At 63.7% G+C, this 24,083-nt stretch carries 27 protein-coding genes and 1 riboswitch; of the genes, 17 read left to right on the plus strand and 10 right to left on the minus strand.

The window, feature by feature from the left end:
* Positions 1-315: 315 nt before the first annotated feature.
* Both KHO31_RS23475 and KHO31_RS23480 read right to left on the minus strand, forming a co-directional pair.
* Positions 316-1,581 carry a D-amino acid dehydrogenase gene (locus KHO31_RS23475; RefSeq protein WP_201086133.1) on the minus strand — a complete coding sequence of 422 codons (1,266 nt, stop codon included), beginning with the start codon at positions 1,579-1,581 and terminating at the stop codon, positions 316-318.
* Between the two features lie 17 nt (positions 1,582-1,598).
* On the minus strand, positions 1,599-2,858 hold the full coding sequence (locus KHO31_RS23480; RefSeq protein ID WP_201079606.1) for an MFS transporter: 1,260 nt from the start codon (positions 2,856-2,858) through the stop codon (positions 1,599-1,601).
* Between the two features lie 241 nt (positions 2,859-3,099).
* Between KHO31_RS23480 and KHO31_RS23485 the strand changes: the two genes are divergently transcribed.
* Positions 3,100-4,026, plus strand: a complete 927-nt coding sequence (locus KHO31_RS23485; RefSeq protein ID WP_211624222.1) for a tyrosine-protein phosphatase — start codon at positions 3,100-3,102, stop codon at positions 4,024-4,026.
* Between the two features lie 205 nt (positions 4,027-4,231).
* On the opposite strand, the gene KHO31_RS23490 is transcribed toward KHO31_RS23485, so the two are convergent.
* The 3 genes from KHO31_RS23490 to KHO31_RS39430 all read right to left on the minus strand — a co-directional run bounded on the left by KHO31_RS23490 (position 4,232) and on the right by KHO31_RS39430 (position 6,895).
* Positions 4,232-5,503, minus strand: a complete 1,272-nt coding sequence (locus KHO31_RS23490; protein ID WP_211624223.1) for an ATP-binding protein — start codon at positions 5,501-5,503, stop codon at positions 4,232-4,234.
* Complete coding sequence (locus KHO31_RS23495; RefSeq protein ID WP_201079600.1) at positions 5,500-6,240, minus strand: response regulator; 741 nt, start codon at positions 6,238-6,240, stop codon at positions 5,500-5,502. The genes KHO31_RS23490 and KHO31_RS23495 overlap by 4 nt, the downstream gene beginning before the upstream one ends.
* Before the next feature lie 409 nt (positions 6,241-6,649).
* Positions 6,650-6,895: a hypothetical protein gene (locus KHO31_RS39430; protein ID WP_201141118.1), complete on the minus strand. Its 246-nt coding sequence runs from the start codon at positions 6,893-6,895 to the stop codon at positions 6,650-6,652.
* Between the two features lie 13 nt (positions 6,896-6,908).
* Here KHO31_RS39430 and KHO31_RS39435 point away from each other — a divergent pair, with 13 nt between their 5' ends.
* The 3 genes from KHO31_RS39435 (at position 6,909) to KHO31_RS23510 (ending at position 8,592) form a co-directional block, all read left to right on the plus strand.
* Positions 6,909-7,076: a DUF6726 family protein gene (locus tag KHO31_RS39435; protein WP_321207320.1), complete on the plus strand. Its 168-nt coding sequence runs from the start codon at positions 6,909-6,911 to the stop codon at positions 7,074-7,076.
* A 3-nt stretch (positions 7,077-7,079) separates the two neighbouring features.
* Positions 7,080-7,793 (plus strand): hypothetical protein, encoded by a 714-nt coding sequence (locus KHO31_RS23505; RefSeq protein ID WP_201079596.1) that lies wholly within the window; start codon positions 7,080-7,082, stop codon positions 7,791-7,793.
* Positions 7,794-7,920: 127 nt separating this feature from the next.
* Positions 7,921-8,592: a flagellar basal body L-ring protein FlgH gene (locus KHO31_RS23510; protein WP_201086132.1), complete on the plus strand. Its 672-nt coding sequence runs from the start codon at positions 7,921-7,923 to the stop codon at positions 8,590-8,592.
* Positions 8,593-8,597: 5 nt separating this feature from the next.
* On the opposite strand, the gene KHO31_RS23515 is transcribed toward KHO31_RS23510, so the two are convergent.
* The 5 genes from KHO31_RS23515 to KHO31_RS23535 form a co-directional block, all read right to left on the minus strand.
* Positions 8,598-9,338, minus strand: coding sequence for a response regulator (locus KHO31_RS23515; protein ID WP_201086145.1), 741 nt, complete (start codon positions 9,336-9,338; stop codon positions 8,598-8,600).
* Positions 9,339-9,430: 92 nt separating this feature from the next.
* Entirely contained in the window at positions 9,431-10,024 is a 594-nt protein-coding gene (locus KHO31_RS23520) for a hypothetical protein (RefSeq protein ID WP_407945960.1), read from the minus strand.
* A 138-nt stretch (positions 10,025-10,162) separates the two neighbouring features.
* Positions 10,163-10,624 carry a hypothetical protein gene (locus tag KHO31_RS23525; protein ID WP_201079590.1) on the minus strand — a complete coding sequence of 154 codons (462 nt, stop codon included), beginning with the start codon at positions 10,622-10,624 and terminating at the stop codon, positions 10,163-10,165.
* 251 nt (positions 10,625-10,875) lie between these two features.
* A complete protein-coding gene (locus tag KHO31_RS23530) occupies positions 10,876-11,649 on the minus strand; it encodes an SDR family NAD(P)-dependent oxidoreductase (RefSeq protein ID WP_201079660.1) in 774 nt (257 codons plus the stop codon).
* Between the two features lie 59 nt (positions 11,650-11,708).
* Complete coding sequence (locus tag KHO31_RS23535; protein ID WP_201079588.1) at positions 11,709-13,460, minus strand: ABC transporter ATP-binding protein/permease; 1,752 nt, start codon at positions 13,458-13,460, stop codon at positions 11,709-11,711.
* 360 nt (positions 13,461-13,820) lie between these two features.
* Positions 13,821-13,944, plus strand: a riboswitch (TPP riboswitch).
* 229 nt (positions 13,945-14,173) lie between these two features.
* On the opposite strand from KHO31_RS23535, the gene KHO31_RS23540 reads away from it, so the two are divergent.
* The 13 genes from KHO31_RS23540 (at position 14,174) to KHO31_RS23600 (ending at position 24,066) form a co-directional block, all read left to right on the plus strand.
* A complete protein-coding gene (locus tag KHO31_RS23540) occupies positions 14,174-15,304 on the plus strand; it encodes an FAD-dependent oxidoreductase (RefSeq protein WP_201079587.1) in 1,131 nt (376 codons plus the stop codon).
* An 88-nt stretch (positions 15,305-15,392) separates the two neighbouring features.
* The gene (gene thiS, locus KHO31_RS23545) at positions 15,393-15,590 is read left to right on the plus strand and encodes a sulfur carrier protein ThiS (protein WP_028199627.1); all 198 of its coding nucleotides are present in this window, start codon (positions 15,393-15,395) and stop codon (positions 15,588-15,590) included.
* Between the two features lie 39 nt (positions 15,591-15,629).
* On the plus strand, positions 15,630-16,445 hold the full coding sequence (locus KHO31_RS23550) for a thiazole synthase (protein ID WP_201079585.1): 816 nt from the start codon (positions 15,630-15,632) through the stop codon (positions 16,443-16,445).
* On the plus strand, positions 16,442-17,545 hold the full coding sequence (gene thiE / locus KHO31_RS23555; RefSeq protein WP_211624224.1) for a thiamine phosphate synthase: 1,104 nt from the start codon (positions 16,442-16,444) through the stop codon (positions 17,543-17,545). Before KHO31_RS23550 ends, thiE begins: the two co-directional genes overlap by 4 nt.
* Before the next feature lie 93 nt (positions 17,546-17,638).
* Positions 17,639-18,460, plus strand: coding sequence for an ABC transporter ATP-binding protein (locus KHO31_RS23560; RefSeq protein WP_201079582.1), 822 nt, complete (start codon positions 17,639-17,641; stop codon positions 18,458-18,460).
* Positions 18,457-19,224, plus strand: a complete 768-nt coding sequence (gene mlaE, locus KHO31_RS23565; RefSeq protein WP_201079580.1) for a lipid asymmetry maintenance ABC transporter permease subunit MlaE — start codon at positions 18,457-18,459, stop codon at positions 19,222-19,224. Before KHO31_RS23560 ends, mlaE begins: the two co-directional genes overlap by 4 nt.
* Before the next feature lie 91 nt (positions 19,225-19,315).
* Positions 19,316-19,870 carry an outer membrane lipid asymmetry maintenance protein MlaD gene (gene mlaD / locus KHO31_RS23570; protein ID WP_201079578.1) on the plus strand — a complete coding sequence of 185 codons (555 nt, stop codon included), beginning with the start codon at positions 19,316-19,318 and terminating at the stop codon, positions 19,868-19,870.
* An 11-nt stretch (positions 19,871-19,881) separates the two neighbouring features.
* Positions 19,882-20,919 carry an MlaA family lipoprotein gene (locus KHO31_RS23575; RefSeq protein ID WP_211624225.1) on the plus strand — a complete coding sequence of 346 codons (1,038 nt, stop codon included), beginning with the start codon at positions 19,882-19,884 and terminating at the stop codon, positions 20,917-20,919.
* Positions 20,920-21,033: 114 nt separating this feature from the next.
* Positions 21,034-21,666 (plus strand): MlaC/ttg2D family ABC transporter substrate-binding protein, encoded by a 633-nt coding sequence (locus KHO31_RS23580; RefSeq protein ID WP_201079574.1) that lies wholly within the window; start codon positions 21,034-21,036, stop codon positions 21,664-21,666.
* On the plus strand, positions 21,663-21,956 hold the full coding sequence (locus KHO31_RS23585; RefSeq protein WP_201079572.1) for an STAS domain-containing protein: 294 nt from the start codon (positions 21,663-21,665) through the stop codon (positions 21,954-21,956). Before KHO31_RS23580 ends, KHO31_RS23585 begins: the two co-directional genes overlap by 4 nt.
* A 170-nt stretch (positions 21,957-22,126) precedes the next feature.
* Positions 22,127-23,059: an ABC transporter ATP-binding protein gene (locus KHO31_RS23590; RefSeq protein ID WP_201079570.1), complete on the plus strand. Its 933-nt coding sequence runs from the start codon at positions 22,127-22,129 to the stop codon at positions 23,057-23,059.
* Positions 23,056-23,811, plus strand: a complete 756-nt coding sequence (locus KHO31_RS23595; protein ID WP_169487572.1) for an ABC transporter permease — start codon at positions 23,056-23,058, stop codon at positions 23,809-23,811. Before KHO31_RS23590 ends, KHO31_RS23595 begins: the two co-directional genes overlap by 4 nt.
* A gap of 15 nt (positions 23,812-23,826) precedes the next feature.
* On the plus strand, positions 23,827-24,066 hold the full coding sequence (locus KHO31_RS23600; RefSeq protein ID WP_028199637.1) for a BolA family protein: 240 nt from the start codon (positions 23,827-23,829) through the stop codon (positions 24,064-24,066).
* Positions 24,067-24,083 lie beyond the last annotated feature (17 nt).

Consider the following 24,083-nt stretch of genomic DNA (forward strand, 5'->3'; position numbering starts at 1 on the left):
GAGTTGGCGCTTTAGCTGTCGGCCGGAGTTAGTGCTTCAGCACTTACTCCGGGCCCATGCAAAGCCCGTACTCTGGTCCCATGCAACACCGTTGCTGCTGGTTTCCGCCTGATTGCGTGGAAACCAGCTAATGCTTGCAGGACGAGGTGGAGACGACAAAGCAGCACATAAGCGGGTCATAAGCAGTACACCAAAGCGGTAAAAAACAAAGCCGGGCACCTGAGAGGGTGACCCGGCTTTTCCGTTTTTACGACGTGCAGAGCGTTCTATCCGTGCGTTGGGTCGCGAGTTATGCCCCCGTGACAGGTCGTGCCGTCATTTCCGATACCGGTTCAGCGTCAGCCCGTCGAGATCGATCTCCGGCTTACGCTGCGTGATGAGATCCGCGACCACCCGGCCCGAGCCCATCGACATTGCCCAGCCCGTCGAGCCGTGCCCGAGGTTCAGCCACAGATTGTCCACGCCGGACGGACCGAGCAGCGGCGCGCCATCGGGCGTCATCGGCCGGCGGCCCACCCAGAAATGCGCAGAAGTCGGATTGGCCGCTTGCGGAAACCAGTCGCGAAGCACTTTCATCAGCGTCTGCAAGGCCTGCTCGCGCAAGGTCGTCTGGCGATTGCCGAGTTCCGCGGTGCCGGCCACGCGCAGGTTATTGCCGAAGCGTGTGATCGCCGTTTTCAGCGACTCGTCCATCAGTGCCGCATGTGGGGCTTTTTCTTCGTCGGTGACGGGCAGCGTCGCCGAGTAGCCTTTGACCGGGTAGAGCGGCACTTTCACACCGAGCGGCGCTAGCATCGCCGCACTGTCCACGCCCAGCGCCACCACCACAGCATCCGCTGGCAACATCTCGCTGCCGCGTTCGCTCTCGACCCGCACGCCACGCACCGCACCGCTTTGCACATCAAGCGACTTCACCAGCGTGTCGAAGCGAAACTGCACACCGCTGCGCTCACAGATCGCACGAAGTTCGCGGGTGAAGCGCGCGCAATCGCCGGCTTCGTCCTCGGGGAGATAGAGGCCAGAGAGCGGTGCCTGACGCGCCCAGCGCAAACCTGGCTCGATCTCGACGCATTGCGCCGCGCTGACTTCACGATGCACGATACCGGCGTCGCGCAGGACCGCCAGCGCCGGTTGCGCGAGTTCGACGTCGTACTCGCTGCGGAACAATTGCAGATAGCCTTGGCTACGGCCGTAGTCGAACGGATGGCAGCGGCGGAATTCATGCAGACACTCGCGGCTGTAATAAGCGATGCGTTGCATGCGCTGCTTGTTGACGCGAAAGCGGTCGAGGTCGCATTCGCGCAGCCAGCGCGCGATCCAACGCCATTGAGCCGGATCGAAAGTCGGGCGGAAGATCAGCGGCGAGGCCGGCTTGAACAGATACTTGAGGATTTTCGTTGGCATGCCGGGCGCGGCCCACGGCGTCACATAGCCCGGCGCGATCACGCCGGCGTTGCCGAAGCTGGTCGAGAGTGCGACGTCCGGTTCGCGCTCGATGACGGTGACATCGCAGCCTTGCTGGCTCAGATAAAACGCGGTGGCGACGCCGATCACGCCGCCGCCCAGAACAATCGTTTTCATGTGTGTGACCAGCTATTTCAGGCGCTAGGGCTGGTCGCGCCGAGCACTTTGCCCTTGGTTTCCGGTAGAAGCACTGCCGCGACGATCACCAGCAGATAGCCTGAACCGGCGACGATACCCATGGCCTTAACAAGCGTCATGGTTTGCGACAGTGTCCCTACCAGGATCGGAAAGAATGAGCCGAGACCGCGGCCCAGGTTGTAGCAGAAGCCTTGCCCCGATCCGCGGATCGAATTCGGATACAGCTCCGATAAATACGCACCCACACCCGCGAAAATCCCTTGCACGACGATGCCGAGCGGGAAGCCGAGCGCGAGCATCATGCCGTCGGTGATCGGCAGCATCGTGTAGACCATGCCGAGTACGAACGAGCCGATCGCGAACAGCACGAACGACGCGCGCCGGCCGATCTTGTCGCACAGAATCGCCCCGACGATATAGCCGGTGAATGAGCCGACGATCAGCACGATCAGATAGCCGCTGGTGTTGAAGACCGACAGATGGCGCACGGTTTTCAGATAGGTTGGCAGCCAGGTGGTGATGGCGTAATAGCCGCCGAGCATGCCGGTGCACAGCACGCTGCCTAACAGGGTCGTTCTAAGGTGAGGGAAGGAGAAGATCTGCAGGAAGTGCGAGGTGTCGAAGCCACTTTCGCGGGCGCGGCGCGTTTCGAGAAAAATGTCCGGATCGCTGACATTGCGGCGGATGTAGAAGATCCACAGCGCGGGCAGCAGGCCGATCCAGAAGCAGGCGCGCCACGCGACCTGTTCCGGCAGCAGCGCGAAGAACGCCCAATAGATGATAGCCGCCGCGGCCCAGCCGAACGACCAGCTGCTCTGCACGGTGCCGACCGCTTTCGCGCGATGCTGAGGTGAACGGATGGTTTCGGCCATCATGATCGTCACGACCGACCATTCGCCGCCGAAGCCGATGCCTTGCAGCGTGCGGGTGGTCAGCAGTTGCCAGAACGAGTGGGTGAAGCCAGACAGGCAGGTGAAGATCGCAAAGGTGGCGATAGTCCATTGGAGAACACGCACGCGTCCATAGCGGTCGGCGAGGATACCGGCGAGCCAGCCGCCCACCGCCGACGAAATCAGCGAACTGGTCGCGATCATGCCGGCTTCGCTTTTGGTCATGCCCCACGTCGCGATCAGCGTCGGAATGAGGAATGAGTAGATCATGAAGTCAAAGGCGTCGACTGCGTAGCCGCCGAAGCCAGCGTAAAGGGTGCGGCGTTCGCGCTGGGTCAGTTCGGTGAACCATTGGAGAGAGGGCATGTTTTTTTGTGGTCTCCAGGCGGTTTTTGCCTTCCGGCGGCTTGAAAGTGGTTTTTTGTATTCTAAGGGGACGAGGTGTTATGCGGCCAGTTGTGGTCAAAAATGGCGACGGGTAAGGCGTTCCATTCCGGTTCCTTACTAACTACTACCATGTAACCCAAAAATTATTCGCCGCCGTTAAACTGCGGCCGCAGTGCTCAAGCTGCGAAAACCCTCTTCACGCTCGCGCTCGCCACTCTTCATGCCCGCAACCGCAAAAACCTGCTCGCCATCCCGCCGCTCCGCGAGCACGCCTTTGCGAGTACATCGATCGCGCCGCGCGTTCCTGAAATCCTCGGCAAGCGTGCTGCTGCTCTCCGGCATGAGCAGTTCGTTGCTGTCGGCTTGCGGGGGCGGAAATCTCGATGCCGATCAGCCGGCGACGCCGCGCCTCGCGTCGGTGAGCAACTTCCGCGACGTGGCGGGCGCGGCGGCCGGCTATCCCACCGTCGACGGCAAGCAGATGCGCCGTGGCGCCTTCTATCGCGCGAATGCGCTGAGTCTCAGCGCGGCCGACGCGGTCACCATCGACAATCTCGGCATCGCCTCGGTCTACGACCTGCGCACGCCGGGCGAAATCGCGCGCGTCGCCGACATCCTGCCAACCGGCGCGACATCGCAAGCGCTCGATGTCCTGGGTACCAGCGACTTTCTCGCGCCAACGTTCGATACGGCAGGCGCCGCCGTGGCGTTCTTGGAAGCTCAGGCGCGCGGCTATGTCACTGGCGCCGCCCAGCGCGTCGGCTTCGGCGAACTCCTCACGCGACTCGCCAATGGCGCCGGCGCGCAACTGTTTCATTCAAGCGCGGGGAAGGATCGCACCGGCTGGGTCGCGGCACTCCTGCTCAGCATCGCCAACGTGCCGCTCGACGTGATCATGCAGGACTATCTGCTCAGCAACGTCTACCTGGCCCAGTCGATCGAGGCGCAGATCGAGACGCTGCGCGCGCAGAACGGCGACGCAGCGGCAACAATCGAGTCGCCATTGTTCAACGTACAGGAGCGTTATCTGCAAGCGGGGTTCGATCAGGTTCAGACGAGCTACGGCACGATGACGAGTTATCTGACGCAAGGCCTCGGCGTGTCTCAAGCAACGATCGACACTTTGCACGATCGTCTGGTGGTCTGACTGACGTTCTCCGCGCTTGCAGTGCGCGAAAGCCTGCGACCTGTGAAGGCGAAAAAAAGTCCGCCCCACATAAAGCAGGCGGACAGAGAAGGGCGGCATCGAGGTTGCCGGGAGCGACTATACGGCCACAGCCCTCGCGTAAGCCCATCCAGTAAGGGCGCGTAAGTGCCCGCGCTCAACACCGTCCCACCCTCCTCGATCATCCTCACACTTGTGCTGGCCCAGCCGGCAATTCGATCCGTACGTCCAGCCCGCCTTGCCCGTGATTGCGCACGTGACAGCGTCCGCCACGATCGTGCGCGAGCCGCGCGACGATCGCGAGACCCAGGCCGCAATGACCTTCGCCGCCACGTGCGGCGTCGAGGCGTACGAACGGCTTCATCGCCGCAGCGATGCGATCGTCGGGAATACCCGGGCCGTGGTCGCGCACGCTGATTACCCAATGCCGGTCATTGCGCGCCGTGGCGATATCCACCGGTGGTGAGCCATGCTCGAGCGCATTGTCGACGAGGTTCGTGACCAACCGATCGAGCAAGGTGCGCGGCAATGTGAACGACGCACCGGCGCGCAGGTCGAGCGTGAACAGCGGCGTCTCGGTGCTGTCGCTGGCGGAAAACTGTTCCCGCAGGAATTCGTCGACCTCGACCGGCGGTCCCGCATCGGCGGACTGACCGGCAAACTCCAGAAATTGCTGGACGATGTTGGTCAAGGAGTCGACGTCGCGGATCAGTCCGGCCCGCTCGTTTTCCGCGACCAGCACGCTCGCGCGCAACTTGAGCCGCGTAAGCGGTGCTTTCAGATCGTGCGCCACGCCGGCCAGCATCACCGCCTGGTCGTCGCCGGCTTCATTCAGGCGCCGCATCATGTCGTTGAAGGAACCGATCAGATCGCGCAGTTCGCGCGGGCCTTGCACCGTCACGGGTTCCGGCCGGCCGCCCGAGCCGAACGCGCGGGCTGCATCCGCCACGCGCGATAGAGGCCGCTGCATCTGCCAGACCGCGAACAACGACAGGATCAGCGCGGCCAGCAGCATCGAGATGGATTCGACCAGGAAGCGCGGGCGCGGCGGAACGTCCACCGGCACGACGACCCAGTTCGACTTGCCGGGGAACAGCACCCATAACTGCGGCGGGCGCAGGTCGTCGACGGCGATCTGCGTGCCGGGCGGCAGGTTCTCGCGCAAATGCCGGCTCAGTTCGACCAGCGGATGCATGGTCGGCGTGTGCAGATGGACGCTCGACGGCATATTCCAGGTGGGCACAAGGTGTACGCGCATGGCGGGCGCAAGCGCGGCGCCCTTCATCGGTTCACCGTTGACCGCCTGCAGCACCAGCAGAATGCCGCGCGCGAAGCCGTCGATTTCGTGGCGCGGCGGCTGCATCACCACCAGCACGAACCACCCGGCCTGAATGGCGAACAACACCGCCGTCGACAGCAACGCCATTCTCCCGAACAGCGTGTTCAGCGGGTTTTTCATGCGCTTGAGGCAGCCTCGTCGGCGAACGGCGTGCCGTCGGCGTCGGGAACGAACACATAGCCTTTGCCGCGCACCGTCTGCACGTAGCAGGGATTGGACGGGTCGTCTTCGATCACGCGACGCAAGCGCCAGATCGGCACGTCGAGGCTGCGGTCGCGGAAGGCGAGGTTGTCGCGATGCACGAGATCGTGAATCAACACACGCGACAGCACCTTGTACGGATTGTTGACGAAGATCTTTAGCAGCGCGAACTCGCTGTCGCGCAGCGGCAGCTTCGAGTCGTCGCGCGACAGCGAGCGCGTGGCGAAGTCGAGTTCGAACGGGCCGAAACGATACGGCTTGCGAGCTTCCGGCGCACTCGTGGTGGACGGCCCACGGCGGCGCAGCACCGTATGGATGCGCGCGAGCAGTTCGCGTGGGTCGAATGGCTTGGTCAGATAGTCGTCCGCGCCGAGCGAAAGCCCGACGATGCGATCGGCCACCGTACCGCGCGCCGTCACGAAGATCACCGGAATGTCGTCACCGGCGGCGCGCAAGGCGGTGAGCGCGCGCAAGCCGTCGGTGTTCGGCATCATGATGTCGAGCACGACGACCGACGGCCGTTCACGTTCGAGCCGGCGTTGCAGATGGGTGCCGTCGTGCAGCACCGACGCGTCGAAGCCGTTCGATTGCAGAAACTTGCAAAGCAGATCGCGTACGACCGGGTCGTCGTCGACGATAAGGACCTGTGGATTCATGGCGAAATTCTAGACTGGTGCACGCGACGCGCGACCGACTGTTTTCTTACCAATGCTTACGCAAAGCCGCTCCGATCCGGCCGGTTCGGGTGTCAGGCACGCCAACAAAGGCTCACGGCATACTTCAGGGCTGCCATATTTGGCAATGCGTTAGCAATGCTTCGCCAACATGCGGCGCGGCTTGGAAGTCATTTTGCATCGCTTAAATTCCTCTGATGAAATAATTTGCGCGCAATTGCTACTGATGGCAATGGGTTGCAACGGGTCGTAAGAACCGCCGGAAAGCGCGCTTTCCTTCGTGCATCGCCACCGCGTGTGCGGCGAGATGATTCGTCGTGCAGTACGTTGCGCCGCATGTCGAAAACAGCCTAACGCCTTGGGCCCACGACAGGCGGCGTGAAATCGAAACCTAGCGCCACGCGAGGCTCATCATGACCGTCCACAGCAATTTCAGTTCAACCCGCTTTTCTTCGCTCGCGCCCATGCGAGCCGCGGAGAAGCCCGCAACCTCAAACAACTCGCCGGCCACGCCGCAAGCACCGGAGTCCGCTACCGAGACGCCGCCGTCGCCGCCGTCGCTGCCGTCGGGGCTTGTCGGGCATCTCGTCAACACGACAGCCTGACGCACCGGGGCCCGTGTGTCGACCTCAAGCATTCCTGACGGTTTCATCCGTGTCGCTGCGTGGTTGACGCTCGGCGCGGCGCTGCTGCCACTCGGCGGCTGCGCCGTCGCCGCGCTGCCGTGCCGGCTGACGTCGGCTACGCTGAAAATCATCCCGGTCGTCGGCCATGCCGCGGCCACGCCGTTCGACATGTGTTCATCCGCGATCGACTGAATCATGACAATCAAACGGATTGCCTGTGTGCTGGCGCTGCTGGGCGGCATGGTCTCGATGGCCGCTCAGGCGCAGCCGGTGGTGCGCGAAGCAAATGCGCCTGGCGCCGCGTCGAAGGGTACTTCCGCTGAGGCACGCCGGCGTTCGCAGGACACGCCGTTCGCGTTTCGCGGCATAGCGCTCGGCATCACGCTTGACGAATTCCGCGCGGGTTCGACCGTGCGCGCCACACCGCTCGGCAGTGTGCCCGTCTGCGAGACGGACGTGCAGGCGGGCGCGCTCGGCATGCGGCTGAAATCGCACGAGAGTCTGACCGTGGCCTGCCGCTGGGCGCATCGCGCCGACGACGGCTGGGCGGTGTCGCAAGCCGTCGTCGATGGCGCGCCGGCACAGGAGCATGTGCTGCGCTTTGCGCGTGCCGATGGCCAGAGCGCACTGCGTCTGTACGAGATTTCTTTTGTGATCGACGAGATCACCGCCGAAGACTTGCGCGACGCGCTCGCGGATCGTTACGGCACGCCGCGTCTGGTGACGCACAGCGCGTCGTCGTCGGGTGCGATGCCGGTCTACGCGTGGGAAAACGCGGTGAGTTCGATCACGTTGTGCTTTCTGCCGGGCACCCGCAACGGCACGCTCACCTATCTGCTGAAGGGCTCGGACGCATGGGTGAAATCGGTCGTGCGGCAATGGCAGGCAAGCGGTGCCGAGGCGGGTTGATGTGCCGCCTCATCCATCGCGCTGTTTGCGGGCTCATGCGTGGCGGCGATTGCATCGTTGAACACAGCGCCGGTACCGCGACCGCAAAGTCTGTTTTCAATCCGGCCGATCCGGCCAAGGAGCATGCATGACTGCGCTACGCTTCACCGTCGCGCTAGGCGCGGCTGCCTGTCTCGCGGCTTGCGCGAGCAGCCAGCAGCCCTCAATCGTCGAAACGCCGATGTCGCCGCCGCTCGCATCGGCGCCGCTGAACGTCAATACGCAGGGGGCGATTTATCAGGCCGGCGCGCCGTTGCTGCTCTACGAAACGCCGCGTGCGCAGCATATCGGCGACGTGCTGACGATCCGCTTGTCGGAGTCGTACAGCGGCAGCAATAGCGCGACCGCCGCCGCGAGCCGGTCGAGCAGCATCACCGCGACCGCCGCCGATCAGTCGACCAACGCCGCCGTGCGGCTCGCGAGGCTATTCAACATTGGTTCGGCCAGTACCGATTACAAAGGGCAGGGCAATCTAACCGATATCAGCGGCATGACCGGCACGCTGGCCGTGACCGTGATCGGGACGATGTCGACCGGCAATCTGGTGGTGTCGGGCGAGAAGGTGATCGCGATGAGCGGCAATCGCGACCGCTTGCGCCTGTCTGGCATCGTCAATCCGAAGGATATCGAAGCAGGCAATTATGTGGCGTCGAGCAAGGTCGCGAATGCGCGCATCGAGCAGGCCGGCGTGGGGATGGTGTCCGACGCCACCACGATGGGCTGGCTGCAGAGAATGTTTCTGAGCGTGCTCACGTTCTGACGGCGCTACACAAGCGGCGGCGCGCTGCGTTCCGCTGCGCCGATTTCACCGTCCGGCACGAACACATAGCCGCGTCCCCAGACGGTTTGCACATAACGAGGCTCGGACGGATCCACTTCGATTAGCCGCCGTAAGCGCCAGATCGATACGTCGAGGCTGCGATTGCGATGCAACTCGCTATTGCCGTGCAGTCTCTCCAGCAACTGCGCGCGCGTGAGTACGGTCATCGCGTGCGTGACGAACACCTTGAGCATCGCGAATTCGCTCGAACGAAGCGGGATGCGCTCGCCGTCGTGGCGCAATTCGCGCGCCGGAAAATTCACCTCGAAACGACCGAAGCGATAGGGCGCGCGATGTTCCGGCGCGCTCGGCGCGATTGCTCCGCGGCGACGCAGGACTGTGCGAATCCGGGCGACCAGCTCGCTCGGTTCGAATGGCTTGCCGAGATAGTCGTCGGCGCCGAGTTCGAGGCCGATCACGCGGTCAATCGGTTCGGCGCGCGCGGTCAGCAGGATCACGGGAATATCGTCGCCGGCGACGCGCAATGCGCGCAGCGCGCTGATGCCGTCGAGTTCCGGCATCATGATGTCGAGCACGATCAACGCGGGACGCTCGTTCTGCAGCGTGCGCTGCAGCGCCATACCGTGGTCGAGCGTGGACACCTTGAAGCCACGCCCTAGCAGATATTCGCTGACGAGCTCGCGTACGACGGGGTCGTCGTCGACGACCAGAATGGATGGGTTCATCCAGGTCATCTTAGTGATCCGCGCGAGTGGCGCAAAGCGCGTAACGCTTTCGAATCCTTTCTCGAGTAAGAGAAAGCAAGCAGGCTGTGCGCCTAGTTTGCCAGCGACGTCTGGATGGTTTGCATCGGCTGCCGGGCCAGATCGGTTTGATCGACCACCATCTTGTCGATCAAACCGTTGAGCTTGGTCGATGCGGTAGAAAACCGGTCGGTGTTGAGACCGCCGGTCTGATAGCGCGCGGTGACGAGAATGCGCCCGTGCTGGATCAGCGTCAAATCGATGATCGACAGATACTGGATCGCATCGTCGCTGAACGAGCGGCGGCCATAATCGATCGCTGCGTTGTAGACGAGGCGAGCCTCGCAGCCGGCGGGCGAGGTACCCGGATTGTAGACATCCGAACGAATGCCGCGCCGGTCGAGCGCCAGTTGCAGCGCCGGCACGAAATCGCCGACCGACACCGCCTGATTGACTTCGATGCAGACGTTATGTACGTCCGCCCGCCGACCGTTGACGAAGGTCGGCGATGAGTAGTTCGCCGCGATCGCGTAGCCCGCTTGAATCACGGAACCGGTGGCGTCCGCCGCGGAAATCAGCGTCCACGCGCAGCCGTTCAGGCCGAATACGAGGGTGGCCGAAGCGGCGAGCCATCCACAAGGCCGCCGCAACATGACGCACACGGCCATTGAGGCCCGCGTGAAAGCGTAAGCGCGCAAGCTCGGCGTAGAGGTCATGATGCGTTGCCTGGTGGCGGTGAGGAAGTGCGGCGAATATCAACGGGGCGCAGCGGCTGGCGGCGGATAGTGGAAAAGCGTGGCCCACGCTCAGCGCGTGACGCGCAGGCGCAATTCGTTTTGCCCTTGCACGCTTGCCGTCACGTTCACGCGCCGATCATCCGTGGTCACGATGAAATGCTGACGCGTCGGCGTGTTGACGTCGTGCACGACGTTCGGAAAGCAGGCGGCGATATCGGCGCCGAATTCTTCGAGCGGATCGTTGACGACACCGTCGGCTTGCCAGTGCGCGCGCCAGTGGCAATCGTAGGCGTGTGTGTTGGCGCGGCAATCGTCCGCGGCCGACATACCCGGCAGTTGTGCGGCGGGTTGCGTGTGCAACTGCTTGAAGTCGGGTGCGTCGACGATGTGTTTGAGCGCGGGGCAAACGTCCGCCGGCTCGTTGGGCTGGGCGGCAGGCGCCGCGTGCGCAGCACTCGCGAGCAGCAGGGCAGCGCCAAGAGCAAGCGCTGCGCGCTGGGTCAAAGGATAGGAGCGGCGATCGAATGGCATGTGCGGAGAGTCCAGTAGCAGTGAGGGGCGTGGCGGGCCGGACGTGGTACGGCCTGCACGACTATCGTCGCTGCTACAAGGGCTTTTCAAAGCGGGGAACAGCTTGCCCGCTTCGCAAATGCTTCCGAACTCTTCTCGCGTGTTTCTGGATGTTGCGGCGTCTTGCCTGGCGGCGCGGAGGGTTGCGCGAATGTGCGCGCCTTGCCTTGCCCGGCTCGCGCGGCGAGTTGCACTGACGAGCGGCGTGCCGCCTAGCCGAGCGTGAGGCCGCCGTCGATGTGGATCACCTGGCCGGTGATGTGACGTGCTTCATCGGACAGCAGGAACGCGATCAGCGCGGCGATATCCGCGGGCTCGGCGACATGGCCAAGCGGCGTCGCTTCGGCGGCACGGGCCCACACCGGTGCGTTATCGGCACTTGGGCCGCGATCTTTACGGGTATAGCCGGGCGCCACGCAATTGACTGTCACACCGTGCGGTGCAAGTTCGGCGGCTGCGGTTTTGGCCAGCGATTCGATCGCCGCTTTCGCTGCAGCCGTCGCGGCGAACGGTGCATCCGCGCGATAGCGATGCGCGACGAACGAACTGAGCGCGACCACGCGACCCCGCTTCGAGGTTTCCAATGCGGGCGTCGCGCGCTTGACGAGCGCGGCGAACGCGGCCGGCATGGCGGCGAAGGCGGCGCTGAACACATCGGCGTCTAGCGCGTTGAGCGTTTGCCGTTGCGCGTGACCGGCGTTCGCTACCAGTTGATCGAGCGCGCCGAAGCTCGCAAGCGTTTGATGAATCACGTGTTCGGCAGCGCCGCGTTCGGCCAGATCGCCGAACGCCGTCGCGCAGCGCGCGCCGTTCGCGCTGCAATCGGCGGCGACTTGCGCAAGACGTTGGCGCGCTTCGTCCTCGGCGCCACGTGCGTGCAGCATCAACGCGGTGCGCGGCGCGGCGATGCGTCGGGCTAGTGCCGCGCCGATGCCGGAGCCCGCGCCGGTGATCAGCACGACGCGATCGAGCTCGGCGCCGCTCATGCCAGTCGTGCTGCTCGCGTCAACGGTGCTGTTCATGTCGCTCACGTTGTTCAAGCTGTTTACGCCGCAATCGGTTCGCCCGAGCGCTCGACGTCGAGCGTTTCGCCATGGAACGCCGCTAGCGATTCGCGATGCGCGACGCTGACGATCGCCGCCTTCGGCAGCCGCTCGGTGAACAGGTGATAGAGACGTGCTTCGTTTTCCGCATCGAGCGCGCTGGTCGCTTCGTCTAGGAACAGATAGTCCGGTTTGTGCAGCAGCACGCGAGCGCCGGCGAGACGCTGTTGTTCGCCCGGCGAGAGAACGCGCGTCCAGTGTCCCGATTCCTGCAGGCGGTCGGCGTACTCCGACAGATGACAGGTGACGAGCGCTTCGCGGCATTCTTCGTCGGTGTAGGCGTCTGCAGCGGACGGATAGGTGAGCGCGGCTTTCAGCGTGCCGATCGGCATGTAGCTGACCTGCGGGATGAACATCATGCGCGCGTTGACCGGTGCATCGATCGAGCCGTCGCCGAACGGCCACAAGCCGGCGAGCGCGCGCATCAGCGTGCTCTTGCCCGAGCCGGACGGACCGCGCACCAGCCAGCGCGAGCCCGGCGTGATTGCGATATCGCGGATGCGCGACAGTGGGTTGCCATTTGGCAGTGCAAGCTGAAGGCCTTCGGTGGAGAGCTTGTCTTCGTCGACAAAATGCAGATTGATGCCGCCATGCGCGGTAGCGGGCGACACCGATTCCTTCAGACGCGGCGCATGGACGACGCGGCTAAATTCACGCAACCGGTTCACGGTAGCGCGCCACTCGACCAGCGTGCCGTAACTGTTGATGAACCACGAGAACGAATCGCTGACGGTGCCGAATGCGCTCGAAATCTGCATCAGCACGCCGAACGTGAATGCGCCCGCGAAGTAACGGGGCGCCGCCACCACCAGCGGAAAGATGATCGCGATCTGACCATAGAAGCTCAGCACGAAGGTGAGCCGCTTGGTGTACTTCATCACCTGCCACCAGTTGTCGCGGATGCGGCCGAAGAGCGAGTGCGTGTTCTTCTTCTCGGTCTCCATGCCGTCGTAGAAGGCGATCTGCTCGGCGTTTTCACGCAGACGGATCAAGCCGAAACGGAAATCCGCCTCGACTTTCTGCGCCTGGTAATTGATCGACACGAGCGGATGGCCGACTTTCTGGATGATGACCGAACCGACTACCGCGTAAAGTGCCGCGGCCCACACCATGTAGCCCGGAATCTGCACCGGCATGCCGCCAAGTGAGACGGTCAGTGCACCGGCCAGCGACCACAGGATCGTGATGAACGAGACCAGCGTGACGACCGTGGACAGCAGATCGAGCGTCAGCGAGAGCGTGGTGGTGGCGAACGATTGCAGGTCGTCGCTGATCCGCTGGTCGGGGTTGTCGGCGAGCCGGTCGCGTTCGATCCGGTAGAAGGCGCTATCGTGCAGCCACTCGTTGAGATAACGCGTGGTCAGCCACTGGCGCCAGCGGAAGCCGAGCATCTGGCGCAGATAACGGCCGTACACCGCGAGGATGATGAAGCCGAACGCGAGTCCCGAGAACACCATCAGCAGGTGCGGGAAGTCGTGGACGTTCTTCGTTTGCAGCGCGTTGTAGAAGTCGGCGCTCCAACGATTCAGGCGCACGTTGATCCACACGACGAGCAGATTCATCACGATGATCGCGATGAGCAGCCCCCACGCCGTTTTTCGTTCTTCTGAAACCCAGTAAGGTTTGATCAGGCTCCATGCGGAGACTTTCTCGTCCGGCGGCAGCGCGGGGCTGGAAGCGGTATTCGATGTCATGAGCATCCTGGTGAAGTGCTGGCCCATCCGGGCTGGTCCATGTCGGGCCGTGCCCACGGCGGGTTTGCGGTGCGTGCCCCGGGCGTCGTGCTCGACGAATGCACGTCCGGGTGAGCGTCCGATTCTGGCGCGAAGCCCTTAAGTGGAAATTAATTTCCGCTCAGAGGTCTCGCCTTGATGCCGCAGTCGCGCGGGCGGCCAAGCATACAGCCCGAGCGACGGCGGCATCCGGTCATGGCATTGTGCCAGAGCACTGCATTCGGCCGTATTGATGAATCGAAAGATGGTGCCTGATCAACTGCGCGCGAATGCTTGCACCGCTGGTTTGCGGGCGCCGCGCCTTTTATGGTCTAATGACCTTCGACGAAACAGGGGTGCTTTGCCCACAGGCTACGTGATTCTCACGCAGCGGCGGCGAGGCTGAGAGAGACCCTTTGCACCCGATCCGGGTAATACCGGCGCGGGAAGTTTCCGGAAGCAGCCAGTCTTCCATTCCCCGCCGGGCGGCGTCCGTCATTGGACGCGCGTATTGCCCGGCCGGCCTCACCCGCCGGTTTCGTCCTGGGTACGTGCGTTTTTTTGCCGTACGGAAAGGACTCGATGACCGCCTATTCTTCAGACATGTATTTTGCTCTTCGCCACGCTTTCGCCGGTTATGTCGGCGCGCCGTGCTGCTTTAGCCTTGCTTGTCGTTGTGACACGGAGTGGGCGCGATGAACCGTTCTGCTCAACCCGATTTCGCAGTGCTCGGCGGCGGGCTGTGCGGGCGCCTGGTCGCGTGGCGTCTCGCCGGTGATGGGCATCGCGTGGCGCTCTACGAGCGCGGCGATGCCGCGGGCTCGCAAGCCGCGGCCTGGGTGGCCGCCGCCATGCTGGCGCCGCTGGCCGAAGCCGCCAGTGCTGAATTGCTGATCACGCGGCTGGGCGCGAGTTCGCTCGACACCTGGCCGCACGTGCTGGCCGAATTGCCCGAACCGGTGTTCTTCCAGCGCAATGGCACGCTGGTCGTATGGCATCACGCCGACCGTACCGAAGCGCCGTTGTTCGAACGCCGGGTGCGCTCGAACGCGCCTGCTGAATTGCTCGACGGCGGATTCGTGACACTGGCCGGTGCTCAGCTCGGCGCCGCCGAGCCCGCGTTGGCGGGCCGCTTCAACCAGGGCTGGCTGCTGCCGCGCGAAGGCCAGCTGGATAACCGCCAGGTGTTGACCGCGCTCGCCGCGGGCCTCGCCCAGCGCGGCGTCGAAACACACTGGAACACGCCGGTCGACGATCATGCGCTGCCGCCCGCGCGCATCACGATCGACTGCCGGGGTTTGGGCGCGAAGCCGGTGCTGCCCACGCTGCGCGGCATCCGCGGCGAAGTCGCACGCGTGCATGCGCCGGGTATCAAGCTGACGCGGCCGGTGCGCCTGCTGCATCCGCGCTACCCGCTCTATATCGCGCCGAAGCAGGACGATCTCTATGTGATCGGCGCTACCGAGGTGGAAGGCGAAGACATGTCGCCAGTCAGCGTGCGCTCGGCGCTCGAGTTGCTGAGCGCGGCGTTTTCCGTGCATCCCGGCTTCGGCGAGGCGCGCATCCTCGAATTGAATTCGCAGTGCCGCCCGACTTTGCCGGACCACCGTCCGGCCTTGCTGTGGGATGGCGCGCAAACGCTGCGCGTGAACGGCCTGTACCGGCATGGCTACATGATCGTGCCTGAAGTCGCCGACGAAGCTGTGCGCTTCGCCGCCGCGCTGCTCGACGGCCGCATCGGCGATGCCGATGCCTTCGCCGACTGGCAAAGTGCCGCGCGCTGGAGTGAGCTGTTTCAACTGGATTCCACGCGGGAGCCGGCATAAGCGTTGCGCGCTTGCAGTTGAAATGACCGCAGGCAGACCAGCGCACGCCGAGCCGCTACCGCCATCGATTGAACCGTATTCGAACACCATGGACATTCATATCAATCAGAAGCCGTTGTCGCTGCCCGAAGGCGCGACTGTCGCCGATGCGCTCGCCGCTTTCGGCGCGCGTCCGCCGTTCGCCGTCGCGCTGAACGGCGATTTCGTCGCACGTACCCAGCATGCGGCGCGCGCGCTGCAGCCGGGCGACAAGCTCGATGTCGTGCAACCCGTGGCCGGCGGCTAAGCCCCGCGCCCCGCATTGCCGGAGACCAGGATTATGCAAATGACTTCCCCCCAGACTGCCGACGCGCTCACGCTCTACGGCGAAACCTTCGCGAGCCGCGTGCTACTTGGCACCTCGCGCTATCCGTCGCTGCAATCGCTGTCCGATTCGATCGACGCCGCGCGGCCCGGCATGGTGACCGTCGCGCTGCGCCGGCAGATGAACGAAGGCGGCGCCGAAGCCGGTTTCTTCGACCTGCTCAAGCGGCACGGCGTACCGCTGTTGCCCAATACCGCTGGCTGCCTGACCGTCGGCGAGGCTGTGACGACCGCGCATATGGCGCGTGAAATCTTCGAAACCGAGTGGATCAAGCTCGAACTGATCGGCGACGACTATACGTTGCAGCCCGATCCAGTCGGTCTGATCGAAGCGGCTGCGCAACTGATCAAAGACGGCTTCAAAGTACTGCCGTATTGCACCGAAGATCTGGTGATCGGCCGCCGTCTGCTCGATGCGGGCTGCGAGGCGCTGATGCCGTGGGGCGCGCCGATCGGCACCGGCAAGGGCGTGATCAATCCATACGGCCTGCGTGTACTGCGTGAGCGGCTGCCGGATGTGCCGCTGATCGTCGATGCCGGCCTCGGCGTGCCGTCGCACGCGGCGCAAGTGATGGAGTGGGGCTTCGACGGCGTGCTGCTGAACACCGCCGTTTCGCAGGCGACGCACCCCGATGCGATGGCGCGCGCCTTTGCGCTGGGCGTCGAAGCGGGCCGCCAGGCTTTTCTGGCGGGGCCGATGGCCGAGCGCGAAAGCGCGCACGCGAGCACGCCGGTGGTTGGCATGCCGTTCTGGCATCAAGACGGGAGCGCCGCATGACGCAAACTTTGCCTTTGACGGGCCGCGACCTCTTCTGGCCGCCTGCCGATGAACTCACCGAAGCCGCCGAGCGGATCCGCGCCCGCCTGGGCGAGTGGCCGCCGACGCATGCGCCGTGGCGCATCTGCCTGACCGCGCCGGACGAACCGAACGGCGGGGACCTGATCGTCGTCGCCGACGCGCAGCCGCATGGCGAGCAGGTGGCGCGCTGGCAGGTGCAGGGCGCCGGCGTGATCGTCGCCGCCGAGAACACGGCGACGCTCCATCTGGGCGGCGAAAAATACGCTCTGGAAGGTCACCTGGCGGATGACTGGATTCCCGCGCTGGCAGCGTTTCTGGACTGCGGCTTCGATCCGCATGACGCGCTGGTGCTGGCGCTGGCCTGGCGCGACGGCGACGAAACCAAAGCGGACGACGCATTTCCGGCCGACATTGCGCACTTCCCGCGCCTCGCCGGCCTGCCGGCCGCGCCGGCGCAAGCGTTCGCGCGCTGCCCCGACCGGCTCGGTCTGTATCCGGTGCTGCCGACTGCGGAGTGGGTCGAGCAGGTAGTGGGCTTCGGCGTGAAAACGGTCCAGCTGCGCCGCAAATCGGCCGAGCCCGCCGACGAACTGAAGCGCGAAATCGCCCGCTGTGTCGCGGCGGGCCGTGCGCGCGATGCCCAGGTTTTCATCAACGATCACTGGCAAGCCGCGCTGGAGGCGGGTGCTTACGGTGTCCACCTGGGCCAGGAAGACGTGCATACCGCCGATCTCCCAGCGCTTGCCATGGCCGGCATCCGGCTCGGTCTGTCGACGCACGGTTTCTACGAGATTCTGAAGGCCTTGCACTTCCGGCCGAGCTACATTGCGCTGGGCGCGGTGTTCCCGACTACGACCAAGGTCATGCCGACCGCGCCGCAGGGCCTCAAGCGCCTGGCGCGCTATGTGCGCCTGCTGGACGGCGTCGTGCCGCTGGTGGCGATCGGCGGGATCGATCTGCAGGTGCTGCCGGACGTGCTGGCGACCGGCGTGGGCTGCGCGGCCGTGGTGCGCGCCGTGACCGAAGCCGCCGATCCGGCTGCCGCGGTTTCTGCGCTGCAACATGCGTTTACGCAATAATCGTCAAGTTCAGTAAAGGGACAGGGCACCTCAAGGCAGCTTTTGCACGATGGCCCTATAATTCGCCTTCCGTGTAAAAGGACTGTCAGTTTCGTGTCTTCCTCCCCCGAGACCTTACTCGAGCTGCGTGACGTCGACTTCGGTTATGGCGACCGGCTCGTCCTGTCGAACCTGAATCTGCGCTTCAAGCGCGGCCAGGTCGTCGCGGTCATGGGCGGCTCGGGTTGCGGCAAAACCACAGTGCTGCGTCTGATCGGCGGCCTGGTGCGCGCCCAGCGCGGCCAGATCCTGTTCCATGGCCAGGACGTCGGCGCGCAAACGCGCGACGGCCTGTACGCGCTGCGCCGCAAAATGGGCATGCTGTTCCAGTTCGGCGCGCTGTTTACCGATATGTCGGTGTTCGAGAACGTTGCTTTCGCGCTGCGCGAGCACACCGACCTCCCCGAAGAACTGATCCGCGACCTCGTGTTGATGAAGCTCAACGCGGTCGGGCTGCGCGGTGCGCGCGACCTGGCGCCGTCGGAGATTTCGGGCGGGATGGCGCGGCGTGTGGCGCTGGCCCGGGCGATTGCGCTCGACCCCGAGTTGATGATGTACGACGAGCCGTTCGCCGGCCTCGATCCGATCTCGCTCGGCATCACCGCGAACCTGATTCGCGCGCTGAATCAGGCACTTGGCGCGACGTCGATCCTCGTCACGCACGACGTGCCGGAATCGTTCGCGATTGCCGATTACGTCTATTTCCTCGCCAACGGCGGGGTACATGCCGAAGGCACGCCCGCCGAACTGCGGGCGTCGACCGATCCTACGGTGCGCCAATTCATCGACGGCGCGCCGGACGGTCCGTTCAAATTCCACTACCCCAGCCAGACGCCGCTCGCGGCGGACTTCGGCATTGGCGGAGGTCAGTCATGATCAGTGCGCTCGGTCGCTCGGTGATCGGCGGGCTGGGTACGGCCGGCTACGCCACGCGCTTCTTTTTCCGGCTGCTGCTCGAGTTTTTCCCGCTGCTGCGCCGGCCGCGCCTTGTCACGAAGCAGATCCACTTCGTAGGTAATTATTCGCTGGTGATCATCGCCGTGTCGGGGCTGTTCGTCGGCTTCGTGCTTGGCTTGCAGGGCTATTACACGCTGAACCGTTACGGTTCCGAACAGGCGTTGGGGCTGCTGGTCGCGCTTTCGCTGGTGCGCGAACTCGGTCCGGTGGTGACGGCGCTCCTGTTCGCGGGCCGCGCCGGCACGTCCCTCACGGCCGAAATCGGCTTGATGAAGGCGGGCGAGCAACTCACCGCGATGGAAATGATGGCCGTCGACCCGGTGAAGGTGGTGGTGGCGCCGCGCCTGTGGGCGGGCATCATTTCCATGCCGATTCTGGCCGCGATTTTCAGCGCGGTCGGCGTGTTCGGCGGTTATGTGGTGGGTGTGCTGCTGATCGGCGTCGATTCCGGCGCGTTCTGGTCGCAGATGCAAGGTGGCGTCGATGTCTGGCGCGATGTCGGCGCCGGGGTCATCAAGAGCGTGGTGTTCGGCCTCGCGGTGACCTTCGTGGCGCTGTTTCAGGGCTACGAAGCCAAGCCGACGCCGGAGGGCGTTTCGCGCGCCACGACCAAGACGGTGGTGTACGCGTCGCTTGCGGTGCTCGGCCTCGATTTTCTGCTGACCGCACTGATGTTCAGCTAACACTGCGCTGCACGTTTTCGCTCTGCGGGCGCGCCTCGGGTTGCGCGCGACGGGAGCGGGAGCAGCGTGGCGGATTCACTTTGGGATGACGATGAAAAAGACTGTTCTCGACTTCTGGGTCGGCCTGTTCGTGGTGTTGGGATTCGTGGCGTTGCTGTTTCTCGCGCTGAAGGCCGGCAACATGAGCTCGTTGTCGTTTCAGGCAACGTACCCGGTCAAGCTCAAGTTCGACAATATCGGCGGGCTGAAGGCGCGCGCACCGGTGAAGAGCGCGGGTGTGACGGTCGGCCGGGTCGACTCGATCGGTTTTGACGCCAACTCATATCAGGCTGTCGTCACGATCGACATCGACAAGCAATACCCGTTTCCGAAAGACACCTCGGCGAAGATCCTGACCTCGGGTCTGCTCGGCGAGCAATACATCGGGCTCGAACCCGGTGGCGACAGCGAGATGCTTAAAGCGGGTGACACGATTTCGATGACACAATCGGCGATCGTGCTGGAAAACCTGATCGGACAATTCCTGTATAGCAAGGCCGCGGACTCGGGCGCATCCAAGCCTGGCGCGGGTTCGGCTGCACCTGCGGCCGCCGCGCCCGCGCCGGCGGCGCCGACTCTGCCCGCTTCTGGCTCGGCCGGTCAATAAGGAGAATAAAAATGCAGACCTTACGCACACGAGGCGTGCGCACTGCCCAGATAGCGACGTTCGCGCTCGCGGCCGCTACGCTCGCCGGCTGCTCGGCCGTGCCGACGCCGACCAAGGGCGACCCGCTCGAAGGCCTGAACCGCACGATCTTCACTGTCAACGACAAGCTCGACCAGTACGCACTGAAGCCGGTCGCGAAGGGTTACGTATTCATCACGCCGCAGCCGGTGCGCGATAGCGTCACCAACTTCTTCTCCAATATCGGCGACGTCTACATTGCGGCGAACAACCTGCTTCAGTTGAAGATCACCGATGGCGTCGAAGACGTCATGCGGATCGTGATCAACACGGTGTTCGGTGTCGGCGGTCTGTTCGACGTGGCGACGCTCGCCAAACTGCCCAAGCACGACAACGACCTCGGCCTGACGCTCGGTCACTACGGCGTGCCGGCAGGCCCGTACCTCGTGTTGCCGCTGTTCGGGCCGAGCACGGTGCGCGACGCAGTCGGCTCGATCGGCAATTACTATGTGAATCCGCTCAGCTACATTCATCCGGATGGTCTGAGCTGGGCGCTGTACGGCCTGAACGTGATCAACACGCGTGCGAATCTGCTGGGCGCGAGCGACGTGCTGGAAGGCGCCGCGCTCGACAAGTACTCGTTCGTGCGTAACGCTTATCTGCAACGCCGCCAGTATTTGCTGTCGGACGGTAAGCAATCGCAGTCACTGCCGAGCTACGGCGATGAAGCACCGCTGCCGAAGTACGACGACGTCGACGGCGGTGCGGCTGCTGCGCCGGCAGGCACGCAGGGTGCCGCCGCGAAGGCAGCGGCCGCGTCCGGTGCGACCGCTGCGACACCGCCGCAAGCTGCTTCGGCAGCTGGCGCTACCACGGGTGCAACCGGCGCGGCGGCCGCCCCTGAAGCCGCCTCCGGCAGCTCCGAATCGCCGCCGCTCGACCTCAACGGCGGTCCCGAAACGACGCAGATCCCGGCCGGCCAACTGGTCCCGCCCTCGCGTTTCAACTTCCCATCATTCAAATTGCGTTGATCGTGCAGCCGTAACAGATCGATACGACTCTCGCAGTTTGCGCATGGATTGCTGCTGAACTCGCGTGCTAATGTCGGCTCAAACGGTTGCACTATTTTTAAGGCAAGGCTCGATATGAAAAAATTCTTCCTGATTCCGTTGTTTGCTGTGTTGTTCTCTTTCGCCAGTGCCGGTGCATCGGCACAAACCGTCGACTCCAGTTCGCCGGACACATTGATCAAGACCGTCACCCAACAGGTGGTCGATGCGGTCCGCAGCGACAAGTCGATCCAGCAAGGCGATATTTCCCACATCACCCAGCTCGTCAACGAAAGGATCCTGCCGTACACCGATTTCCGCCGCACCACGCAACTGGCGATGGGCCGCAACTGGCGTACCGCTACGCCGGAGCAGCAAAACGCCGTGGTCGAGCAGTTCAAGATGCTGCTGATCCGCACGTACTCGGGCGCGCTCGCCCAGGTCCGCGATCAGCAGATCCAGTACAAGCCGTTCCGCATGAGCCCGGACGACACTGACACGGTGGTCCGCTCGGTGGTGATGAACAACGGCTCGCCGATCGAACTCGACTATCGTCTGTACAAGACGCCGAACGGCTGGCGCGTGTATGACATCAACGTGCTCGGCGCGTGGCTGATCCAGGCGTATCAGCAGCAGTTCAACGAGCAGATCCAGCAGAAGGGCGTGGACGGACTGATCCAGTTCCTCACGCAGCGCAATCAGCAGCTGGCTGCGGGCAAGCAGTCGTGAGCGAAGTGCTGAACGCCGTCGCAAGCCGCTTCGAAAGCGGCGCGACGCTGACCCATGAGAGCGCGAAAGCCGCGCTCGATGCGGGTTTGCAGCGCATCGCCGCGGGCGCGAACGGCGTGGATTGCGCGCCGCTCGCGCAATTCGACTCGTCCGCGCTTGCTGTCCTGCTCGCGTGGGAGCGTGCCGCCCAGGCACGCGGCATCAAGTTCGAGATCGTCAATCTGCCGGCTGGTCTCGCCAGCCTCGCACAAGCCTACGGCGTCGACACCCTGTTGTCGGCGCGACATTGACGCTCCAATAGCGTCGCTTCCCATCCCCCCGGCTCCGGCGGGGCTGCTGATTTTTGCCCTATAATCAAACGTTTTTCGGGGCACATAACCGGCCCCAATTTCGTCCCTTCCAGCATTTTTGCGCCCCCTCAGGGCTCCTTTAGGCGCCGCGACGCACGCGGCCCACAGTCATGTCAGCCATAGAAATTCGTAACGTCAAGAAGCGCTACAAGGATTTGCAGGCGCTCAAGGGCGTCAGCTTCACGGTGGAAGAAGGCGAGTTCTTCGGACTGCTCGGTCCGAACGGCGCGGGCAAGACGACGCTCATCAGCATACTCGCCGGTCTCGCGCGCGCCGATGAAGGCAGCATCGCGGTCCGCGGGCACGACGTAGTCAGCGATTTCCGCGACGCGCGCCGCGCGCTCGGCGTAGTGCCGCAGGAGCTCGTGTTCGATCCGTTCTTCACCGTGCGCGAAACCTTGCGCATCCAGTCTGGCTATTACGGGCTGCGCAACAACGACGCGTGGATCGACGAGATCATGGCCAACCTCGATCTCACCGACAAAGCCGACGCCAACATGCGTGCGCTGTCGGGTGGCATGAAGCGCCGCGTGCTCGTGGCGCAAGCGCTGGTGCATCGGCCGCCGGTGATCGTGCTGGATGAGCCCACCGCGGGCGTCGACGTCGAGTTGCGTCAAACCTTGTGGAAATTCATCTCGCGCCTCAATCGCGAGGGTCACACGATCGTGTTGACCACCCATTATCTGGAAGAAGCCGAATCGCTGTGTGACCGCATCGCGATGTTGCGGCGCGGTGAGGTGGTCGCGCTCGAGCGCACCAGCACGCTGCTGCAGCGCTTTGCCGGCATGCAGCTGTTCCTGCGCTTTACGCAAGGTACATTGCCGGTTGAGTTGCGTCCGCTCGAAGTGGAAAGCGGCGCGGGCAACGGCAATGGCCGTCAGCATCTGCTGCGTCTGGCGAGCTATGACGACGTCGAGCGGATTCTCGCGCAGTGCCGCGCAGCAGGCTGTACGTTCGAAGAAATCGAGGTCCGCAAAGCCGACCTCGAAGATGTGTTCGTCCAGGTGATGAACGGTCCGGAAGTGATCGAGGGGCTTGCATGAGCGGCTTTCGCACGCTGTTTTACAAGGAAATCCTGCGTTTCTGGAAGGTGGCGTTCCAGACGGTGCTGGCGCCGGTTATCACCGCGCTGCTGTATCTGACGATTTTCGGCCACGCGTTGCGCGGTCACGTTCAGGTCTATCCGGGCGTCGAGTACACGAGCTTCCTGATTCCCGGCCTCGTGATGATGAGCGTGTTGCAGAACGCATTCGCGAATAGCTCGTCCTCGCTGATCCAGTCGAAAATCACCGGCAACCTGGTGTTCGTGCTGCTGCCGCCGCTGTCGCACTACGAGATGTTCGGCGCGTATGTGCTCGCTGCCGTGGCACGTGGGCTGGCGGTCGGCTTCGGCGTGTTCATCGTGACGATCTGGTTCGTGCCGGTCAGCTTCAGCGCGCCGCTTTACATTATCGCGTTCGCGATTTTCGGCGCGGCGATCCTTGGCACGCTCGGTTTGATCGCCGGCATCTGGGCCGAAAAGTTCGATCAGCTTGCCGCATTTCAAAACTTTCTGATTATGCCGCTCACGTTCCTGTCGGGCGTGTTCTACTCGACGCATACGCTGCCACCGGTGTGGCGCGAAGTGTCGCGGCTCAATCCCTTTTTCTACATGATCGACGGCTTTCGCTACGGTTTCTTCGGGATGTCGGATATCAATCCGCTCGTGAGCCTTGCGATCGTTGCCGGTTTCTTTGTGGTGCTGGCCGTGGTGGCGATGCGCATGCTCGCCTCCGGCTACAAACTGCGCCACTGATCAGGAGCTTCTCTCATGTTGCCGACTCCCGAACAGGTCAAGCAATACATCGCGGCTGGTCTCGCTTGCCAGCATCTCGAAGTGGAGGGCGACGGTCAGCATTTCTTCGCGACCATCGTTTCGCCGAGCTTCGAAGGCAAGCGTTTGATCGCGCGCCATCAACTCGTGTACGCGGCGCTCGGCGACCGCATGCGCGAAGAAATCCACGCGCTCAGCATGAAAACGCTGACGCCCGCCGAATGGCAGAACGCGTAATCTGGAAATTTAGTGCG

This window comes from Paraburkholderia domus (assembly GCF_905220705.1).
Lineage (GTDB): Bacteria > Pseudomonadota > Gammaproteobacteria > Burkholderiales > Burkholderiaceae > Paraburkholderia > Paraburkholderia domus.

Coding starts and splice junctions, on each gene's coding strand:
- KHO31_RS23595 (WP_169487572.1), top strand. CDS start 23,056: ATGAGCGGCTTTCGCACGCTGTTTTACAAGGAAATCCTGCGTTTCTGG.
- KHO31_RS23600 (WP_028199637.1), top strand. CDS start 23,827: ATGTTGCCGACTCCCGAACAGGTCAAGCAATACATCGCGGCTGGTCTC.
- KHO31_RS23480 (WP_201079606.1), bottom strand. CDS start 2,858: ATGCCCTCTCTCCAATGGTTCACCGAACTGACCCAGCGCGAACGCCGC.
- KHO31_RS23515 (WP_201086145.1), bottom strand. CDS start 9,338: ATGAACCCATCCATTCTGGTCGTCGACGACGACCCCGTCGTACGCGAG.
- KHO31_RS23520 (WP_407945960.1), bottom strand. CDS start 10,024: ATGGCCGTGTGCGTCATGTTGCGGCGGCCTTGTGGATGGCTCGCCGCT.
- KHO31_RS23550 (WP_201079585.1), top strand. CDS start 15,630: ATGACTTCCCCCCAGACTGCCGACGCGCTCACGCTCTACGGCGAAACC.
- KHO31_RS23580 (WP_201079574.1), top strand. CDS start 21,034: ATGAAAAAATTCTTCCTGATTCCGTTGTTTGCTGTGTTGTTCTCTTTC.
- KHO31_RS39430 (WP_201141118.1), bottom strand. CDS start 6,895: ATGCTTGAGGTCGACACACGGGCCCCGGTGCGTCAGGCTGTCGTGTTG.
- KHO31_RS23525 (WP_201079590.1), bottom strand. CDS start 10,624: ATGCCATTCGATCGCCGCTCCTATCCTTTGACCCAGCGCGCAGCGCTT.
- KHO31_RS23575 (WP_211624225.1), top strand. CDS start 19,882: ATGCAGACCTTACGCACACGAGGCGTGCGCACTGCCCAGATAGCGACG.
- KHO31_RS23485 (WP_211624222.1), top strand. CDS start 3,100: ATGCCCGCAACCGCAAAAACCTGCTCGCCATCCCGCCGCTCCGCGAGC.
- KHO31_RS23510 (WP_201086132.1), top strand. CDS start 7,921: ATGACTGCGCTACGCTTCACCGTCGCGCTAGGCGCGGCTGCCTGTCTC.
- mlaD (WP_201079578.1), top strand. CDS start 19,316: ATGAAAAAGACTGTTCTCGACTTCTGGGTCGGCCTGTTCGTGGTGTTG.
- thiS (WP_028199627.1), top strand. CDS start 15,393: ATGGACATTCATATCAATCAGAAGCCGTTGTCGCTGCCCGAAGGCGCG.
- KHO31_RS23475 (WP_201086133.1), bottom strand. CDS start 1,581: ATGAAAACGATTGTTCTGGGCGGCGGCGTGATCGGCGTCGCCACCGCG.
- KHO31_RS23505 (WP_201079596.1), top strand. CDS start 7,080: ATGACAATCAAACGGATTGCCTGTGTGCTGGCGCTGCTGGGCGGCATG.
- mlaE (WP_201079580.1), top strand. CDS start 18,457: ATGATCAGTGCGCTCGGTCGCTCGGTGATCGGCGGGCTGGGTACGGCC.
- KHO31_RS23535 (WP_201079588.1), bottom strand. CDS start 13,460: ATGACATCGAATACCGCTTCCAGCCCCGCGCTGCCGCCGGACGAGAAA.
- KHO31_RS23590 (WP_201079570.1), top strand. CDS start 22,127: ATGTCAGCCATAGAAATTCGTAACGTCAAGAAGCGCTACAAGGATTTG.
- KHO31_RS23540 (WP_201079587.1), top strand. CDS start 14,174: ATGAACCGTTCTGCTCAACCCGATTTCGCAGTGCTCGGCGGCGGGCTG.
- thiE (WP_211624224.1), top strand. CDS start 16,442: ATGACGCAAACTTTGCCTTTGACGGGCCGCGACCTCTTCTGGCCGCCT.
- KHO31_RS23530 (WP_201079660.1), bottom strand. CDS start 11,649: ATGAGCGGCGCCGAGCTCGATCGCGTCGTGCTGATCACCGGCGCGGGC.
- KHO31_RS23490 (WP_211624223.1), bottom strand. CDS start 5,503: ATGAAAAACCCGCTGAACACGCTGTTCGGGAGAATGGCGTTGCTGTCG.
- KHO31_RS23495 (WP_201079600.1), bottom strand. CDS start 6,240: ATGAATCCACAGGTCCTTATCGTCGACGACGACCCGGTCGTACGCGAT.